The 18,148-nt window shown below is 67.3% G+C and carries 18 protein-coding genes; 9 read left to right on the forward strand and 9 right to left on the reverse strand.

Annotated features, from left to right (window positions below):
- The first annotated feature begins 8 nt into the window (after positions 1 to 8).
- A complete protein-coding gene (locus ACZ50Z_RS19175; RefSeq protein WP_464486316.1) occupies positions 9 to 2,132 on the forward strand; it encodes an acyltransferase family protein in 2,124 nt (707 codons plus the stop codon).
- 193 nt (positions 2,133 to 2,325) lie between these two features.
- Here ACZ50Z_RS19175 and ACZ50Z_RS19180 read toward each other — a convergent pair whose 3' ends face one another.
- Together ACZ50Z_RS19180 and ACZ50Z_RS19185 are read right to left on the reverse strand one after the other, a co-directional pair.
- A complete protein-coding gene (locus ACZ50Z_RS19180; RefSeq protein ID WP_464484949.1) occupies positions 2,326 to 3,012 on the reverse strand; it encodes an Rv0518 family GDSL lipase in 687 nt (228 codons plus the stop codon).
- A gap of 90 nt (positions 3,013 to 3,102) precedes the next feature.
- Positions 3,103 to 4,341 carry an acyltransferase family protein gene (locus ACZ50Z_RS19185; protein ID WP_464484950.1) on the reverse strand — a complete coding sequence of 413 codons (1,239 nt, stop codon included), beginning with the start codon at positions 4,339 to 4,341 and terminating at the stop codon, positions 3,103 to 3,105.
- 355 nt (positions 4,342 to 4,696) lie between these two features.
- On the opposite strand from ACZ50Z_RS19185, the gene ACZ50Z_RS19190 reads away from it, so the two are divergent.
- Positions 4,697 to 5,137, forward strand: a complete 441-nt coding sequence (locus ACZ50Z_RS19190) for an STAS domain-containing protein (protein WP_464484951.1) — start codon at positions 4,697 to 4,699, stop codon at positions 5,135 to 5,137.
- Here ACZ50Z_RS19190 and ACZ50Z_RS19195 read toward each other — a convergent pair.
- From ACZ50Z_RS19195 to ACZ50Z_RS19225, 7 genes are all read right to left on the reverse strand, one after another.
- Positions 5,121 to 5,381 carry a hypothetical protein gene (locus ACZ50Z_RS19195; protein WP_464484952.1) on the reverse strand — a complete coding sequence of 87 codons (261 nt, stop codon included), beginning with the start codon at positions 5,379 to 5,381 and terminating at the stop codon, positions 5,121 to 5,123. The genes ACZ50Z_RS19190 and ACZ50Z_RS19195 overlap by 17 nt on opposite strands.
- Complete coding sequence (locus ACZ50Z_RS19200) at positions 5,378 to 5,908, reverse strand: DUF3093 domain-containing protein (protein ID WP_464486317.1); 531 nt, start codon at positions 5,906 to 5,908, stop codon at positions 5,378 to 5,380. Before ACZ50Z_RS19200 ends, ACZ50Z_RS19195 begins: the two co-directional genes overlap by 4 nt.
- A gap of 55 nt (positions 5,909 to 5,963) precedes the next feature.
- The gene (gene hemB, locus ACZ50Z_RS19205) at positions 5,964 to 6,947 is read right to left on the reverse strand and encodes a porphobilinogen synthase (RefSeq protein ID WP_464484953.1); all 984 of its coding nucleotides are present in this window, start codon (positions 6,945 to 6,947) and stop codon (positions 5,964 to 5,966) included.
- A gap of 109 nt (positions 6,948 to 7,056) precedes the next feature.
- The gene (locus ACZ50Z_RS19210) at positions 7,057 to 8,712 is read right to left on the reverse strand and encodes a bifunctional uroporphyrinogen-III C-methyltransferase/uroporphyrinogen-III synthase (protein WP_464484954.1); all 1,656 of its coding nucleotides are present in this window, start codon (positions 8,710 to 8,712) and stop codon (positions 7,057 to 7,059) included.
- Between the two features lie 23 nt (positions 8,713 to 8,735).
- Positions 8,736 to 9,683, reverse strand: coding sequence for a hydroxymethylbilane synthase (gene hemC / locus ACZ50Z_RS19215; RefSeq protein WP_464486318.1), 948 nt, complete (start codon positions 9,681 to 9,683; stop codon positions 8,736 to 8,738).
- A 13-nt stretch (positions 9,684 to 9,696) separates the two neighbouring features.
- A complete protein-coding gene (locus ACZ50Z_RS19220) occupies positions 9,697 to 11,067 on the reverse strand; it encodes a glutamyl-tRNA reductase (protein WP_464484955.1) in 1,371 nt (456 codons plus the stop codon).
- Positions 11,068 to 11,182: 115 nt separating this feature from the next.
- On the reverse strand, positions 11,183 to 11,452 hold the full coding sequence (locus tag ACZ50Z_RS19225) for a glutaredoxin family protein (protein WP_464484956.1): 270 nt from the start codon (positions 11,450 to 11,452) through the stop codon (positions 11,183 to 11,185).
- 59 nt (positions 11,453 to 11,511) lie between these two features.
- On the opposite strand from ACZ50Z_RS19225, the gene ACZ50Z_RS19230 reads away from it, so the two are divergent.
- From ACZ50Z_RS19230 to ACZ50Z_RS19260, 7 genes are all read left to right on the forward strand, one after another.
- A complete protein-coding gene (locus ACZ50Z_RS19230; RefSeq protein ID WP_464484957.1) occupies positions 11,512 to 11,820 on the forward strand; it encodes a WXG100 family type VII secretion target in 309 nt (102 codons plus the stop codon).
- The gene (locus tag ACZ50Z_RS19235; protein WP_464484958.1) at positions 11,813 to 12,103 is read left to right on the forward strand and encodes a WXG100 family type VII secretion target; all 291 of its coding nucleotides are present in this window, start codon (positions 11,813 to 11,815) and stop codon (positions 12,101 to 12,103) included. Before ACZ50Z_RS19230 ends, ACZ50Z_RS19235 begins: the two co-directional genes overlap by 8 nt.
- Positions 12,104 to 12,107: 4 nt before the next feature.
- Positions 12,108 to 14,747 carry a TNT domain-containing protein gene (locus ACZ50Z_RS19240; protein ID WP_464484959.1) on the forward strand — a complete coding sequence of 880 codons (2,640 nt, stop codon included), beginning with the start codon at positions 12,108 to 12,110 and terminating at the stop codon, positions 14,745 to 14,747.
- Between the two features lie 34 nt (positions 14,748 to 14,781).
- Positions 14,782 to 15,447, forward strand: a complete 666-nt coding sequence (locus ACZ50Z_RS19245; protein ID WP_464484960.1) for a hypothetical protein — start codon at positions 14,782 to 14,784, stop codon at positions 15,445 to 15,447.
- Between the two features lie 250 nt (positions 15,448 to 15,697).
- On the forward strand, positions 15,698 to 16,609 hold the full coding sequence (locus ACZ50Z_RS19250) for an HAD family hydrolase (protein WP_464484961.1): 912 nt from the start codon (positions 15,698 to 15,700) through the stop codon (positions 16,607 to 16,609).
- 44 nt (positions 16,610 to 16,653) lie between these two features.
- Complete coding sequence (locus ACZ50Z_RS19255; protein ID WP_464484962.1) at positions 16,654 to 17,175, forward strand: FAS1-like dehydratase domain-containing protein; 522 nt, start codon at positions 16,654 to 16,656, stop codon at positions 17,173 to 17,175.
- The gene (locus ACZ50Z_RS19260) at positions 17,176 to 18,099 is read left to right on the forward strand and encodes a cyclopropane mycolic acid synthase family methyltransferase (RefSeq protein ID WP_163712771.1); all 924 of its coding nucleotides are present in this window, start codon (positions 17,176 to 17,178) and stop codon (positions 18,097 to 18,099) included. It abuts the gene before it with no gap.
- Positions 18,100 to 18,148: the final 49 nt, after the last annotated feature.

The following is an 18,148-nucleotide window of genomic DNA, read 5'->3' on the forward strand; positions in this document are numbered from 1 at the left end:
CACACCACGTGGAGCGGCGGACTTCCCGAAGGGGATTCCGGCCCGACATCGAGGGACTGCGCGCGGTCGCGGTGATCGCCGTCGTGCTCTACCACGCGGGCATACCCGGGGTCAGCGGCGGCTACATCGGGGTGGATGTCTTCTTCGTCATCTCCGGCTTCCTCATCACCGGTCTGCTCTTTCGGGAAGCGGCCGCCACGAATACCGTTGCGCTGGGCCGGTTTTACGGTGCGCGCGCCCGCCGGCTGCTGCCGGCCGCGGCCATCGTCGGCACCGTCACCGCGATCGCCGCCGCGGCGGTGCTGCCGCCGCTGCAGGCCCGCAGCGTGTTCCTCGACGGCATTGCCAGCGCCCTGTACGTCGGCAACTACCGCTTCGCCCTGCGCGGCACCGACTATCTGAGCGCCGAGGCGCCATCGCCGTTCCAGCACTACTGGTCGCTCGGCGTCGAGGAGCAGTTCTACCTGGTGTGGCCGGTGCTGATCATCGCCACCGCGTGGTTGGTCCGGCGCATCCCGCTCCTGCGTGGCGCCGCGAAGCGCGCGGCGCCGTACGCGGTGGTGCTTGCGGTGGTCGCCGCCGCGTCGTTGACGGCCGGCGCGCTGTGGACCCGCACGTCGCCATCGTGGGCGTTCTTCTCGCTGCCGACGCGGGCCTGGGAACTGGCGGCCGGCGGCCTGGTGGCCCTGTCGATCCAGCAGTGGCGCCGGCTGTCGCTGCTGACCGCGTCGATCGCCGGTTGGGGCGGCCTGGCGTTGATCCTGCTGACCTGCACCCAGCTGAACGCCCACACCCCCTATCCCGGCGTCGAGGCGCTGCTGCCCGTGCTGGGCACCGCGCTGATCATCGGCGGCGGCGCCGTCACCGGCGGGCTCGGGCCCGGCCGGCTGCTGTGCCGCCCGGCGATGCGGGCCATCGGCCGCATCTCCTACTCGTGGTACCTGTGGCACTGGCCGGTGCTGCTGCTGATGCCGGCGCTACTCGGCGAGCCGCCGGGGCTGCCGGCCAGGCTGAGCGCGACGGCCGTGTCCGCCGGGCTGGCCGTCATCACCTTGCATCTGGTGGAGAACCCCGGCCGCTTCGCCGCGGCGCTGCGCCGCTCGGCGAAAGTCAGCCTGGCGGTGGCGGGCGGTGCCAGCGCCGCCACCGCCTGCGCATGCATGCTGCTGCTCAACGTGATTCCCGCGCCGGTAGGCCATGGGGTTGCGGCCCCGCGGGCCAACATCGTCGCGGCGCCCCCGGCCGGCGTCCCCGCCGTCAGCCCCCAGGAGGCGGCGGTGCGTCAGGCATTCGACCAGGCGCGCGTCATACTCGCGGGGGCCGCCGACCTGCGCGCCGTCCCGTCGAACCTCGATCCGCCGCTGGCCCAGGCGCCGGGCGACAAGGCCGCCGTGTTCGTCAACGGCTGCGTGCGGTCCTGGCGCGATGTCGGCCAAAGCGAGTGCGCGACCGGCGACACCGGCTCGCCGACCACCGTGGCCCTGATCGGCGACTCGCACGCCGCCATGTGGAACCCGGCTTTCGAGCAGCTCGCCGAGCAGCGGCACTGGCGGCTGGAGACGCTGGCCAAAGTGACCTGCCCGCTACAGGACCTGCACATCGTGAGCCCCTATCTGGGTCGCGAGTACACCGAATGCGAGCAGTGGCGCGCGCAGATCATGGCCCGGATGAACGCCGAACATCCGCGCCTGGTGGTGCTGGACATGAGCCGTCGCTACGGCGGGGACTTCGGTTTCAGCTCCTACGATCCGGCGTGGATCGACACCCTGGGGCGCACCGTGGCGCAGTTGCGCGACAGCGGCGCCACCGTCCTGGTGCTAGGGCCGGTCGCCGATCCGCATGCGTCCGCACCGACCTGCCTGTCGGCCCACCTCGACGACGTAACCGCTTGTGCGCCAACGCGATCCGTGGCCGTCAACGACGACGGGATCGCCGCCGAGCGCGCCGCGACCGTCGCCAACGGCGGGCACTACGCCGATCTGACCGACCTGTTCTGCTCCCCCGACCGCTGCCCGCTGATCGTCGGCAACACCCTGGTGTTCCGCGACGACAACCACGTGACGACCGAATACGCGCGACTGCTGGCGCCGGTGATGGACACCTTGGCGGACCGCGCCACGGCGGGCGGGTGAACGGCAATGAACTTCTCGTGGCGGGCGAACGTCAGATCAGTGAAGGGTTTTCGGAGGTTTTAAAGACATGTCTCCACTGCTGCTGGTCTGCATCGCAGTCGCCGCGCCCTTCGCGGGAGTCGGCCTGCTCCACCTGCAAGATCGCCTGGAGCGGTGGGACTACGAGCGGCACGCGGAGGACTAGAGCGCCCATCTAGGTCGACAGCTGAGTGCGGATCAGCGGCGCGATCTTGTCCGCCATGTACTGGTGCCCCGCGTCGTTCGGGTGCACGCCGTCGGCGCCGATCAGGTCGGGCCGGCCGACGAACCAGTGCTCGGCGATCGGGTCGATGAACGTCGCCCCTGCCGCACTCGCCGCGCCGCCGAGGATGTCGCGGATGAGGAACATCGAGGGCGGGACGTCGGCGGTCGGCCAGGGCGGCCCGATCACCAGCAACCGCGCGGCGGGTGCGAGCCGGCGCGCGAGATCCAAAGCGGCGTGCGTCTTTTCGGTCAGGAAAAGGGGATCGACACCCTGGTCATTGCGGGAGCCGAAGAACACCACCAGCGCGTCGTCGGGCTTGACCGCCCTCGCGGTCAGGTCCTCGAACATGCTGCCGTGGTCGCCGGGCATGCCATAACCGGCGCGTCCCTCGGCGGCAACATCGGCCGACACCCGCGAACCTCGCGCGCCGAGGGTCTGCCAGGCGCGCGTCGGCCATGACCGAGCGCCCAGTCCGCCCTCATCGGTGCCGGTGGTGTACGAATCCCCGATGACTGCCAGGTGATTCAGCCGGAAGTCGAGCGTCAGCGTCTCGTAAGTGCGCACGTGCGCCGGGTATGCGATGCCCACGCCCCCCAGAAAGCTCAACCCAATGAGAAAGGTGGCCAGACGACTCACTCTTACCTCCACTGTCAACGGCATGGTCTGCTGCCGCCGTGTTCTCATCGAATACTGCCCGCGATTCGCGGCCGGGCGCAAAAGCGGCCATCACACCGCGCGGACCGAAATCGCTTCCAGCGGACGGTCGATCGGATGCGGCTTGCCGTTCGTCGACTCGCCAGGATCACTTCGCGCGTTCACGGCCCTGACATCGACCATCTTGCGCATCCAGCGGCGGGCGGGCTCTTCGACGGCGTGATACAGCACGATCGACAGGACCACGGAAATCGCGAGCAGCCCGATGACGTTCCATTTCCACGGGTTGTCCTGCGTGGCGAGCTCGAATTGTTCCACGGCCCAACCCCAGGACGTGTGCACCAATTCGTGAACCATGTACAGGCAGAACGAGATCTGTCCGCCGTACACCATCACCCGGGTCGACAACACCCGCGGCAGGCTCCCCAGGCCGACGGCCAGCGAGATGACCAGCGGAACGAACAAGACATCGACGACGCCGCCGCTGTCGTTTTCCACCACACCGGATATCGGGTGCGCCCCAAACCAATACAGGACGCCCACCATGGCGGCCAGGAGAAGCAGCGAGATGTACCCTGCGGCGCGGCGGCCACGGTCGGTCAGCCGCAATCTGCGGACGGCGGCGCAGGCCAGGGCGCCGGCGGTGAACTGCGTGACGATCCGCGGCAGCCAGCTCCACGGCGTGTAGAAGTGCCCGCTGGCCAGCAGCATCACCACCGGTGGCAGCGACGCCGCGAACGCCAGCACCATCAGGCAGCGCGCCCGCGTCGCCTGCTTCATCCGCAGCAGCACCAACACCAGCAGGGCGAAGAGCACGTACGCCAGCCATTCCGCACTGATCGACCAGGCCGGCCCGTCCCAGCTCGAGTCGTCGAAGAACGGCACAAACCACAACTGCACCAACAGGATCTGGCGCACATAGCTGATCGCGGTGAGCGAAGCGGCGTCCGGCGACGGCACGTGGCCGACATGCAGCGTGAAGATCACCCACAGGGCGGCGAGGTGCAACGTGACCAGATACACCGGCCATACCCGGGCCAGCCGCAGCCACAGGAAATGCAGGGTGGCGCGGGTCGACCACGAACGGCCCATCCGGTCGAGATAGTTGTACGTCAGCACGAACCCGCTGAGGATGAAGAAGAGGTCGACGCCCTGGGCGCCGCAGTTGAGGATGGGGGCCAGCGCATCGCGGAAATCGGGCGACGCGTCGCCGAGCATCGGCCGGAAGTGAAACAGCACCACCCACAGCGCCGCGACGATACGGAGTCCCGTCAGGGCCTTGATTTCGCCCCGGATCTCTCCGCCCCGCACGCTGCTCTTCCCGTCTGGATTCTGCCGTTCCGTTCTCCTGCTATCGGCTGAGCGGGCGATCTCGCCATTTCGCAAGCCCCCCGACTAGCAACCGGCAGCCATGGCAGCCTAGCAGCGCAATCGCCGACATGCGTGGACGGTTGTGGTGTGGCACACGGCCTTCAGGGGCGCCCGGAGCGCTCGACACCGATGACGAAGGTTTGCTCCACGGAGAACCCGCATTTGCTTCTTAGCAAAGAGTTAAGCGCGGCTACCGGTCTCCTTAGGCTTGCGGCCTAGCGTTCAAGGCAGCTTTGGTGAGCGGGAGGCGCGCCCCCAAGGCCAGCGCGAGCGGCACGGAGAGTGAGGGGTCCTCATGACGATCGCAGGCACCGAGAGTCGCCACGACAACTGCGTGTTCGAGTGCGACGGCGCCCAGGTGCGCGCGCACTACCGCCACCTGGCGACGGTGGTCCATATCCGCGGCGAAATCGACGACGCCAATGTCGACCGCGTCAGTCACCACATTCGGCGTTTCACGCTCGGGGAAAACCCGTTGGTCCTCGACGTCGCCGATGTCAGTCAATTTGCTGAGGCCGGTATTTCGTTGTTGTACGCGTTCGACGCCGATTGTCGGGCCGCCGGGGTGGAGTGGACGCTGGTGGCCAGCTCAGCGGTAACCGAGGCCCTGGAAGACGCCGGTCATGACGACAGTTTCCCGCTGATGCGCTCGGTTCAGGAGGCTCTGCGCGATCGGGCCGACGCCATCAGGATCCGCCGTCGGATGGCGTTGCCGCTGGTCAGGAAGACGTCGTAGCGCCGGAGCGGGCGCGCCGCAGCCTGGCGACGCCGACGACCGCCAGCACACCGGCGCTCGTCAACAGCACCAGGGTCAGCAGCAACAGCTGCGGGTCATAAACCACCGACGTGGTGAAGGGCTGCCCCTCCGCGATCGGTGCGACGGCCACCGTGTGGTGCGAGTGCGTCCAGCTGATTCCCGAGCCCGCCAGCGCGACGACCGCCACGACGAGCTCGACCACCGCCCGATAGCTGACGATCATTGCCCGGGTCCCGCTTCGTTGCCGGCGGCGTCGTCCCGATCCCCGTCGACGAGATCGGTCCCGGTGGGCTCGACCCGCTCTTGGACCAGTGGGGTCAGGGCCGCCCTCAGCTGGCGGTGACGACGCGCCCACGCCTGGGCGGTGCGGTCATTGGTGAGCTTGAGGCCGATACCGATGCGCCCGCGCGGCACCCCGACCAATTCACCGAGCGCCCGCGCCGACTGCCAGCGTGCCAGCTCCTTGCCGGAGGCTTCGTGGTTCTCGGGCTCGGGATACACCCTGACGATTTCGCGCACCAAGATCGTCTCGGTGCCTTGCCGCAAGGCATCTTCGGTGAGCTCGACCGAGACGTGGATCCGTGCCGCCTTGACCTGCAACCCGACGAAGGCCGAGACGAGGACCAAGAAGATCGCGGGGACCACGAGTGAGATCTTGGCGCCGCTCCAGATTTCGACCAGGACCATGGCCGCCGCCGAGGCCGGGCCGGACGCCACCCACCACCAGGTGGCGCCGGGTTCGTAGAACAACGGCCTCGCTCGGGCATCGCTACCGGTCGTCTCTGATCTCACAGCAAGCCCCGTCTCACGAAAGCCACCCTGCCGCATCCGCAGCCCAATAGGTGAGAACGATATCGGCTCCGGCGCGGCGGATGCTCGTCAACGACTCCAGGGCCGCGGCGCGCTCGTCGATCCAATTGTTCGCGGCCGCAGCGCAAATCATCGCGTACTCCCCCGACACCTGATAGGCGGCCACCGGCACCGGCGACATCGAGGCCGCCGCCGACACCACGTCCAGATAACCCATCGCCGGTTTCACCATCACGATGTCGGCGCCCTCGTCCAGATCGAGCTGGATTTCGCGGAGCGCCTCGCGGGTATTGCCCGCGTCCTGCTGATAGGTGCGCCGGTCTCCGGACAAGCTGGAACCGACCGCCTCGCGGAAGGGGCCGTAGAACGCCGACGCGAACTTGGCGGCGTAAGCGAGGATCGCCACGTCGGTATGGCCGGCGGCGTCCAGCCCGTCGCGTATCGCGCCCACCTGACCATCCATCATCCCGCTCGGGCCCACCACGTGAGCACCCGATTCGGCTTGCACCACAGCGAGTTTCACATACCGGGCCACGGTCGCGTCGTTGTCGACCCGGCCGCGGTCGTCGAGGACACCGCAGTGGCCGTGGTCGGTGAACTCGTCCAGGCAGGTGTCGGCCATCAGCACCGTGGCCTCGCCGAGGTCCTTGGCCAGGTCACGCAGGGCGACGTTGAGGATGCCGTCGGGGTCGGTACCGGCCGACCCCACCGAGTCCTTGTCCTCATCACGCGGCACACCGAACAGCATCAACCCGCCCACCCCGGCGGCGACGGCACTGGCGGCGGCGCTGCGCAACGAGTCGCGGGTGTGTTGCACCACCCCCGGCATCGAGGCGATCGGCCGGGGTTGATCGATGCCGTCGGCGACGAACATCGGCAGCACCAAATGCCTTGGCTCCAAGGACGTTTGCGCGACCAAACGGCGCAACGCCGGGGTTGAGCGGAGCCGACGCGGACGGTGCCGCGGGTAGACACTCATGCTCGTTGAGTGGCGACCCGCTGCGCGCGCTGCAGCGCGCTTGTGATCGCACCCAGTCCCCATGAGTGGCGACCCGATGCGCCCGGCTCCGCCGCGCTTGCGATCGCCACTAGCGCCTGCGGCTCTTTTTGCGCGGCGGTGGCAACGCGCCCTCGGCGCGCAACCGCGCGGCGTGTTCGGCCAAAGCGTCGACCAGCGGGCCGACCGCGGCGGTCTCGGGCTGCACATCCACCCGCAGACCGAACTCGGCGGCCGTCTCGGCGGTCTTGGGACCGATGCAGGCGATGATCGTGCGCGCGTGCGGCTTGCCGGCGATACCGACCAGGTTGCGCACCGTGGAGCTGGACGTGAAGCACACCGCGTCGAACCCGCCGGTCTTGATCATCTCCCGTGTCTCCGCCGGCGGCGGCGCGGCGCGCACCGTCCGGTAGGCGGTGACATCCTCGATCTCCCAACCACGTTCGCGCAGACCCTCGGCCAGCGTCTCGGTGGCGATGTCGGCACGCGGCAGCAAGACCCGGTTGACCGGATCGAAAACGCTGTCGTAGGGCGGGAAGTCGTCCAGCAGCCCCAGCGAGGACTGCTCGCCGGCCGGCACCAGCTCGGGGCTGATCCCGAACGCCCGGACCCGGTCGGCGGTCGACTCGCCCACACAGGCGATCTTCACCCCGGAGAACGCGCGCGCGTCCAGACCGAACTCACCGAACTTCTCCCACACCGCACGTACCGCGTTGGTGGAGGTGAACACCACCCACTGGAAGCGGCCGTCGACCAATCCCTTGACGGCCCTTTCCATCTGGGCGGGACTGCGCGGCGGCTCGACGGCGATGGTCGGCACCTCGATCGGCAGCGCGCCGTAGGACGTCAGCCGCTCGCTCATCTCGCCGGCCTGATCCTTGGTGCGGGGCACCAGCACGGTCCAGCCGTACAGGGCGCGGCTCTCCCACCAGTTGAGCTTCGCCCGGCTGGACACCGTCTTGCCGATGGTCACCACCAGCGGACCGGTCAGGGGACCGGCCGGGTCGGTGCCGCCCAGCACAGCCGAGTCGGTCAGGCCGTGCAGCGTCGTCTCGATGGAACGCTGCTGGCAGGTGGTGCCCTGCGCGGTCACCACGCACGGCGTGTTTTCGGCGAGCTCATGCTCGATCAGGGTGCGCGCCGCGTCGGCCAGATGCGACGACGTGGCCTGCAGGATCAGCGGTCCGGGCGCCGCGGCCAGCGCCTCCCAGTCGACGTCACCGCGCACGTCGGCCACCGTGTGCGAGGAGCCCAGCGGCAGCCCCGCATACGTCGGGACGGCGTTGGTGGGCGCCAGGCCCGGCACGATCTCGATGTGCAGGTGGCTGCGCGCGATGGCATTGACCTCGGTGATGACCGCGTCGACGGTCAGCGGGTCACCGGCCACCAGGCGCACCACGTCGACGCCGGTCCGCGCCTCGTGGGCCAATGTCTTGGCCACCTCGGCCGGGTCACCCAGCGCCGGGCGGATGTCGGGGCCGCCGGAGATCACCGCCGGCTGCGTCTGGCCCTGGTCGGCGCCATCGCCGCTGGAGGCGGCCGGCTCGGCCGGGGCCGGCCCGGAAACCGGCGGTAGGTCTTTACCGATCAGCGCCAGCACCGCATCGGGCACGTCAGGGTCGGTGAACACCAGAGCGGCGTTCGTCAGCACCGTGGCGGCCCGGGTCGTCAACAGTCCCGGGTCACCGGGGCCGGAGCCCACGTACGTGATGCGGCCGGGTGTCGGCTTACGCCCTCGCGTCGTCATTGTCGCTCCCACGTAACTCGCACTTAATTTCCTCGCGTCGGGTCTTGCCGCGCTCCGCGCATCAGCTCTCGGGCGCCAAGCTCGAACAGCTCCGCGGCCACCGAAAGCCCAAGCTCTCGTGCCCGACCGGGAGTGCCGATGCCGGACGCGCGGATCACATCGGACCCGTCCAGCGCCGCCACGCAGCCGCGCAGCGACAGCTCTTCGAAGATCCGGCCTTCCTCATCGATGGACTCGACCACTTCAGCGATCGCGCCCACCGGTGCGGAGCAGCCGGCCTCCAGTTCGGCCAACAGAGTTCGCTCCGCGGTGACCGACGCACGCGTGTCGGCGTCGTCCAGCTCCGCCAGCACTGCCGCCAACCGGGTGTCCCCGGCACGGCATTCGACGGCGAGCGCGCCCTGAGCCGGTGCTGGCAACATCTGCACCGGCTCTAGCGTCTCGGTGACGTCATCGAGGCGACCGAGTCGGGCCAGACCCGCCCGGGCCACCACGATCGCGTCGAGATCACCACTGCTTACCCTGTTCAACCTGGTATCTAGGTTGCCTCGTAGGGGGCGGATTTCCAAACCGAGACCCAATGCTCTAAGCTGCGCGGCCCGGCGTGGCGAGGAGGTACCCACCAGCGAACCCGGCGGCAACTCCCCGAGCACCAATCCGTCGCGGGCGACCACCGCGTCACGGGGGTCGTTGCGCAGGGGTATGGCCGCGACAGCAAACCTCGGGTCGTCGGCCGTCGGCAGGTCCTTATGGGAGTGCACCGCGGCGTCCACGCGGCCCTCAACCATGGCCTCGCGCAGTGCGGTGGTGAAGACACCCACGCCCAGAGATTCGATGGGTCCCGACGACCGGTCCCCGGCGGTGGTGATGGTCACCAGCTCCGCCGGGTGCCCCAGCGCGATGAGGGCGTCTCTGACGACCCCGGCCTGGGTGGTGGCCAGCAGGCTGCCCCGGGTGCCTATCCGGATCACGTTCGCCAATCGGCTACTCGGCGGATTGCTGCGGGGTGCCCGCGTCGAATCCGTTTGCTATGACGGGCAATTCGCCCGCGGCGACGGCGTCGACGGCGGTCTGGTCGAGTTCGAAAAGCTCACGCAAAGCCTCGGCGTAGCTGTCGCCCCCGGGGGCGCTGGCGAGCTGCTTGATGCGCACCGTCGGCGCGTGCAGCAGCTTGTCCACCACCCGCCGCACGGTGCGGGCGACCTCTTCCCGTTGCGCGCTGGCCAGCCCGGGCAACCGGTTGTCCAGCCGCAGGAGCTCGGCTTCGACCACATCGGCGGCCCGCTGGCGCAGCGCCGTCACCGTCGGTGTGACCTCGGCCATCCGCTGGCCGGCCAGGTACGCAGCAACTTCGGTGGCCACGATGGTGCGGGCGGCGTCGACGTCGGAGGCCGCGGCATGGGCGGAGGGCTCGTGCTGGACGCGGTCCACATCGACGACCCAGACGCCGGGCAGCCCGGCCACGGCAGGGTCGACGTCGCGCGGCATGCCCAGGTCGCAAATGACCAGCGGGTCGGTCGTTTCATCGCGATCGGCGGCGGCGAGCGCGTGGTGCACGTCGGCCAGGGAGATCACCGGGGTCACCGCCCCGGTGCAACTGACCACGACGTCGGCGCCCGCCAGGACGTCGGTCAGCTGCTCCAGCGGCAACGCGTCGGCCCGCACACCGGTTTCGCGGATCTTGCGGACCAGGCGCTGCGCCCGGGAAAGCGACCGGTTGAGCACATGAACCTGGCCAATGCCGGCGCGAGACAGGTGCCCAGCGGCCAGGGCGCCCATCGCACCGGCGCCGACCAGCACGGCGGTGCGGCCCGACAGCCCGTCCAGCCGGCGTTCGGCCATGTTCAGGGCGACCGACACCACGGAGGCGCCGGCGGCGTCGATGGCGGTTTCGGAATGCACCCGCTTGCCGACCGACAGCGCGCGTTGGGCCAGCTCGTGCAGGACGCGGCCGACGGTGCGGTTGGTTTCAGCCGTGGCGTACGCGCGACGCACCTGACCGAGCACCTGCTGCTCGCCGATCACCGCCGAATCCAGGCCGCTGGCCACCGCGAACAGATGCTCGACGGCGGCCTCGCTGTAGCGGACGTAGGCGTATTTGGTGATGTCGGTCATCGACATCCCGGAATGCTCCGACAGCACCTGCCCGATCACCGCGAGCCCGCCGTGGAACGCATCCACCACCGCATAGACCTCGACCCGGTTGCACGTCGACAGCACCATCGCCTCGGTCACCAGCGGCGACTGCAACACCCGGTCGACGATCTTGCCTTGATCGGACTCGTCGATGCTGAGTTGTTCCAGGACGGAGACCGGCGCACTGCGGTGCGAAACCCCGAAGAGCAAGACGCTCACGGCAGCATCACCTGGCCAGCTCCCTTGCATCCTCCAGTAACTGAACTGCTGTCCACGGTAAACGTTTATCAGCTGGGCTACCAAATAATTGCCCCGCGGCCGCTTGGCCGCCTCGTCAGCGGGCGAGGTCCGCGCGCAGCCGGGGCTCGTCGAGTTCCCAGTAGCTGTGTTCGCGGCCGTCGAGCAGGACCACCGGCAACCTGTCACCGAACTCGGCCCGCAGCGCGGGGTTGCCGTCGGCGGCCGCGGCGTCGACGTCGGTCGTCGTCAGCTCGAAGCCCAGTTCACCGGCCAAAACGACCAGCCGGGCGTGGAGGCGCTCGCAGATGGTGCACCCGTCGCGGGTCAGCAACTCCACCTGCGGCCGGCCGGTCGCTTGGGTCATGGGCACCAGTGTGTCATCAGCGACTTGTGGGGCCGCCTACCAGGAGTTATGTTCCGCCTATGGCCGACAACACGGTGCGGGTCGATCCGGTAGTGATGCAGGGCGCCGCCGCCTCGCTGACCGGTGCGGCCGAGCATCTTTCGGCCCAGCTGTCCCAGCTCGATGATCAGGTGGGTCAGATGTTGGGCGGTTGGCAGGGCGCGGCGGGCACGGCGTACGGGTCGGCGTGGGAGCTGTGGCGCAAGGGGGCCCGCGAGGTCGAGCTCGGGTTGTCGATGTTGGCGCAGCTGGTGGGCCAGGCCGGCGGGGCGTATCAGAGCAACGAGGCCGGGTCCGCCCAGGCGGAGCGGGCGGTGCGCGGTGGCTGAGGCGTTTCGGGTTGATCCGCAGGCGTTGGCCGACGCGGTGCAGCGGATGGCGGCGTTCCAACGCTATGCCGAAGACATGATTGCCGAAATCGATTCTCGCGTAACGCGTTTGCATGGCACGTGGACAGGACAGGCGGCCGCGGCCCACGCCGAGGCGCATCAGCACTGGGTGCGCGGCGAGGCGATGATGCGCGAGGCGCTGGCGCAGCTCGAGAAGGTGGCCACGACCGCGCACGGCAACTACACCGGCGCGATGTCAATGAATCTCGGTATGTGGTCGTGAGCAGATGGCGCCGCTGGCGTGTGATCCGACTGCCCTAGACCGCGCCGGCGCCACGGTGGTGGCCACGGGCGAGTCGCTGGGATCGGTGATCTCGGCCTTGACCTCGTCGCTGGCCGGCAGTGCCGGCATGGCCGGTGACGATCCGGTAGGCGCCGCGGTGGGCCGCGCTTACAACGGTGCGGCGGCCAAGGTGATCGAGGCGATGACCAGTACCCGCAATGGGTTGTGCAGCATCGGCGACGGCGTGCGGATGTCGGCACACAACTATGCGATCGCCGAGGCGATGTCGGATGTGACGGGCCGCGCTGAGGGCCTGCCCACGCCGCCGGTGACCGGGCCGTTGACCGTCGGGGCTTCGCCGCCGTCGGCCGTCGGTGCCGGTAGCGGCGCACCGGCGGGCTGGAGCTGGGTCGCGCCCTATATCGGAATGATCTGGCCCACAGGCGATTCCGCGAAGTTGCGCGCCGCCGCGGCGGCATGGACGACCGCGGGTGTCAACTTCATGACCACCGAGATCGCGGCGGGCGGCGGCACGATGGCCGCCATTGCCGCGCAGCAGATTCCCGAGGTCGCTGCCATCAACAAAGCGTTGGCTGATGCCTCCGGCGCCACGAGCAGCGTTGCGCAGCAATGCCAAACAATCGCTGCGCAGCTCAATAGCTACGCAGCCAAGGTTGACAAGGTCCACGCGGCGATCCTGGATCTGTTGTCCCGCATCTGCGATCCGCTGACCGGCATAAAAGAGGTCTGGGACCTCTTGACCGACGAAGACGAAGACGAGATCAAAAGGATCGCCGACGACATCCGGACCGTCGTCAACAACTTTGCGCAGGAAGCCGAAACGCTGGGCGGGCAGATCGAGGCCGCCATGTCGGCAGCCGAAACCGCCGCCAAGAACATGGCCCACTGGGTGGATAAAGAGTGGGACCACTTTTTGCACGGGACGCCGGTCGGCAGGGCCCTCAATCAGGTGGGCCAGACATTCAAAGGAATCGGTGTCGAGGGCTGGGATCTCGTCAAGGGTTTCTACGACATCAGCCAATTCCACGCCGTGCTCGACCCGGCTGGTTACGCCAAAACGATGAGTGGCATGGCCGAAGGAGCTGGCACGCTCGTCGGCTTGGGTCCCGACGGCGGACCCGGCGTCGCCGAGGCCTGGAAAGCGCTGGGCAAGGACGTCACCCATTGGGACGAGTGGGGCAAGAACCCTGCCGAAGCGCTCGGAAAATCGCTCTTCGACGTGGCGACGCTGGCCTTGCCCGGCGGACCGCTCTCCAAGCTGGGCAAAGTTGGGCACGGCGCCGCTGACGCGCTGAAAGGCTTGAAGAAGCCGCCCGAAATTCCGAAGGTTCCGTCGGTAAAGCCTCCGGAGGTCAAGCCTCCCCCGGCCGCGCCCAAACCACCGGAATCGGGCCACCCCGCGCCGGCGCCCGAGGGCAAGCCAGGGCCTTCGGGAAAGCCGGCGCCCGGCCCAGCCGACGGTCCGCTGCCGCACAGCCCCACCGAATCCAAGCCGCCGGTTGGCGGGGCACCTCACAGCGGCGAACCGAAACCCATTGGGGTTCCGCCAGAATCGGGCGGTAAGCCGCACGTATCGGCCCCCGCAGAAGGCACGCCACCACCCCATCCGCAGTCGCACGAGCCGGTTCCCGCCCACGTGCCGGCTTCTCCCGGCGGCGAGCCGGTCGGAGCAGTTCCCCACGCTGGGCTGCCCTCAGAAGCCGCACCCGCAGCTTCGGCGGCGCCCCACCTCCCGTCACCATCATCGGCTCCTATGGGCGGTGGGATCCCCGCCGAAGTACCTCCCGGCCTAGGCGAGGTACCCCACGCCGGTGAACCCGCCGCTCATCCGGTAGAGCCGCATGACGGGGCTCCCCATCCGCCCGGCGATGGCGGTCCACATCCGTCCAGCGAAGGCCATCCACCTCCGCCCGGCGACGGCGGCGGGCCACACCAGCCAGGCGACGGCCATACCCCCGGGGACGTAAATGGGCCACACCCGCCCGCTGACAGCCACGAACCGCCCGGATCACACAAGCCCCATGACGGCACGCCCCCCGATGACCCCGCCGACGCGCATCCACCAGAAATCCCCGCACCGTCAGACTTGAAGCCCTGGCACCAGGCGCAGCTGGCGCTCGCGGAATCACCCGAGCAGCTTGTCAAGGATCTAATTGAGCACGGATGCCCTCGAGAACTCGCCGAATCAGCCGGGGCGCACAGCCCTTATGCGGGAATGACCGCTCAAGAAATCTTGAACAAATGGTGGGACCCTGCAAAAGGCACGTGGGATTGGCCAAGAGTGGACGGTTTCGCAGATGGCATGTATGACACAACTCGCAGCATACCCAAGGATACTTCGCTGGACAGGATTGGAGAGGTCAGCGACGATAAAGGTGATTTTATGGGCGCAGTCGGCGACAGCTATCCTGACCGCGGTCTGGCGCCGGGTTCATCCGGTGATTACAATCGATTTCACGGTACAGGCAAAGAATTGCCCGAAGGATGGGAAGTCAGATATGGAAAAGTGGGTGACGCCTTTGGGCAGTCGGGCGGGGGGACGCAATGGGTGGTCGTCGACAAATCTGGAAAATATGTGCTTATCAAATGGTTACTCGAGAACGGCTATCTGGATTGGGGATAGTGAGCTACCAAAAGGGTGGTTTTGAAAGTTGGCTATGAACTTCAGCGCAGAAGACCAATTTGCCGAAGTCGTCGAGCATTACAACTTCTGGCGGGGAATTGCTAACGGTGCCAGCGGAGGGACGTATGACGCACCCGACGGACAAGGTGGCCGCCTATACTTCCGTTCAAACTACTCAGAGAAACTGAAAACATGGCCGGAATGGGCCGAATTCGGCGACTGGGGAGCTTGGATAATCGCGCCCACGAGCGGAGGTTACTTTAGTGTATTAAGTTCACTGAAGCATGAACGAGAGTCACGGCGCGATGAGGATATCAAAGTTATGTTTTCGAAGTTCTCGGACGCAGGCAAATATATCATTATGCGCATCGGTGATGGTGTCCGTGTCGACCTTCGCCTAAGAACGCAGTTCGTCAAATGGGAGGACGGTGGACTTGATTCACACATTTTAATCGAGCCCGCAGATCGAGACGCCGTTGACTTTATGAACAAGGAGTGCCCAACCCTTAAAAAGGGGTTTGCGGAACAATACCTCAAACGCTACACACTCCAAAGCGATCCTAGCTCCTATGGATTTGCATTCCCGGAAGATCAGCCGCGGATGGAAGTCCTTGCGCTGTCGTTCGAGGAATTGACCACAGCACTGCTTGAGGACATGCCGGACAGCATCACGTCTCAGGTTTCGAACTGGCGACAGTGATCGTGCCTGCAAGGGCATCGAGCTCAGACGCCGGCCAGCCCCGAGTGTGACGCTGCAGTCACACTCGGCGTCGAACGTGACTGCAGCGTCACGCTCGGCAGCGCGAGGCGAGCCCAAGCCGCGGCCCGAGGCGGCGGCCCGGGCCGAGGCACCCCCAGGCATCAACGCCCCCGCGCCATCTGCCCGATAGGGTTGGGTATCGGGCACCCGCCGGGTCACCAGGCAGCACAGCGATCTAGGAGGTTGGGCGATGACTTCCTTTGACCCGGTCAACGCTGACCACACCGGTTACGTTGATTTGGAGTCGCTGGGCGCGGACGCCAGTGCGGCCCGCGCGATCGAGGGCATGCAGGAGGAAGCCGCCGCCGCCCCGGACCGCCCGCAGCCCCCGATAGACCTCACCGCCGCCGCGTTCTTCGACGTCGACAACACGTTGGTGCAGGGCTCCTCGGCGGTGCACTTCGGGCGTGGGCTGGCGACGCGCAACTACTTCACCTATCGCGATGTGCTCGGATTCATCTACGCCCAGGCCAAGTTTCAGGTCCTCGGCAAGGAAAACAGCAATGACGTCGCCGCGGGCCGGCGCAAGGCGCTCGCCTTCATCGAGGGCCGATCGGTCGAGCAGCTGGTGGCCCTGGGCGAGGAGATCTACGACGAGATCATCGCCGACAAGATCTGGCCCGGCACTCGCGAGCTGACCCAAATGCATCTGGACGCCGGCCAGCAGGTGTGGCTGATCACCGCCACGCCCTACGAGCTCGCCGCGACCATCGCGCGGCGGCTTGGCCTGACCGGCGCGCTGGGCACCGTCGCGGAGTCGGTCGACGGCGTCTTCACCGGCAGGCTGGTCGGCGATATCCTGCACGGCACCGGCAAGGCGCACGCGGTGCGCTCGCTGGCAATTCGCGAGGGGCTCAACCTGAAACGCTGCACCGCCTACTCTGACAGCTACAACGATGTGCCGATGCTGTCGCTGGTGGGGACGGCGGTCGCCATCAATCCCGACGCCCGCCTGCGCGCCCTGGCCCGGGAGCGGGGATGGGAGATCCGCGACTTCCGCACCGCTCGCAAAGCGGCGCGGATCGGGGTGCCGTCGGCGTTGGCGCTGGGCGCGGCCGGGGGTGCGCTGGCCGCGGTGGCCTCTCGTCGGCAATCGCGCTGATAGGCTGCGCCGCGCAGACATCTTCGAGCGGAGAGCACAGCGGCATGACAGTCCCCAAAGAAGCCGAAGGACTCATCGGCAGCCATTACCGCGCCCCGGACTACTTCGAGGTCGGGCGCGAAAAGATCCGTGAGTTCGCCCTGGCGATCAAAGACGACCACCCGGCACACTTCGACGAGAATGAATCCGAGAGGGCCGGGTACACCGACATGGTGGCGCCCCTGACGTTCCTCGCGATCGCCGGGCGTCGCGTTCAGTTGGAGATCTTCACCAAGTTCAGCATCCCCATCAACATCGCCAGGGTCATCCACCGCGACCAGAAGTTCAAGTTCTACCGCCCGATCCTGGCTCACGATAGGCTTTACTTCGACACCTATCTCGACTCGGTGATCGAGTCCCACGGCACCGTGCTGGCGGAGATCCGCAGCGAAGTGACCGATGCCGATGGAAAGCCGATAGTCACCAGCGTTGTCACGATGCTGGGGGAAGCCGCAAACCAAGCCGAGACCGAAGCAACCGCCGCGGCGGTTGCATCAATATCCGCAGGAAAGTTAGGGGCGTCGTAAATGTCACCACAGGGGGAAACGGGAACGCAGCTCCATCCGCCGGTCGAGGCCGTGCGATCCCATTACGACAAGTCGAACGAGTTCTTCAAGCTCTGGCTTGACCCGTCGATGACCTACAGCTGCGGTTACTTCGACGAGAATCCGGACCCGCAGAACCTGACCAAGACGCTGGAAGAGGCGCAGTACGCCAAGCGCAAGCTCGCGCTGGACAAGTTGAACCTCGAGCCCGGCATGACGCTGCTCGACATCGGCAGCGGCTGGGGCTCGACGATGCGGCACGCCGTGGCCGAGTACGACGTCAACGTGATCGGGTTGACGCTGAGCGAGAACCAGTACGCCCACTGTGTGGCCGAGTTCGACAAGATGGACAGCCCCCGCCGCAAAGAGGTGCGGATCCAGGGCTGGGAGGAATTCCCCGACGAACCGATCGACCGCATCGTGTCGCTGGGCGCGTTCGAGCACTTCGCCGACGGCGCCGGTGACGCCGGGTACGAGCGCTACGCCACCTTCTTCAAGAAGTACTACGACCTGCTGCCCGACGACGGCCGCATGCTGCTGCACTCGATCGTGGTCCCCAGCCGCGAAGAGGGCAACGCGATGGGCTTGAAGGTCAACATGACCCTGCTGCGGTTCATCAGCTTCATCTTGAAGGAGATCTACCCGGGCGGGAAGTTGCCCCAGGTCGACCTGGTCGACAAGTACTCGACCGACGCGGGTTTCAAGATCGAACGACACCACTTCATCGGCAAGAACTACGTCCCGACGCTGACGGCGTGGGGCGACGCTCTCGAGGCGCACAAGGACGAGGCGATCGCGCTGAAGGGGCAAGAGACCTACGACATCTACCTGAAGTACTTGCGGGGCTGCTCGGATCTGTTCCGCGACGGCTACACGAACGTCTGCCAGTTCACCATGGTGAAGTAGCCGGCTGCCGAAAGGTCAACGCCATCACGGGTTTCCGTGGTGGCGTTTC

It is taken from the genome of Mycobacterium sp. NTMscope_MAC_269 (assembly GCF_976985695.1).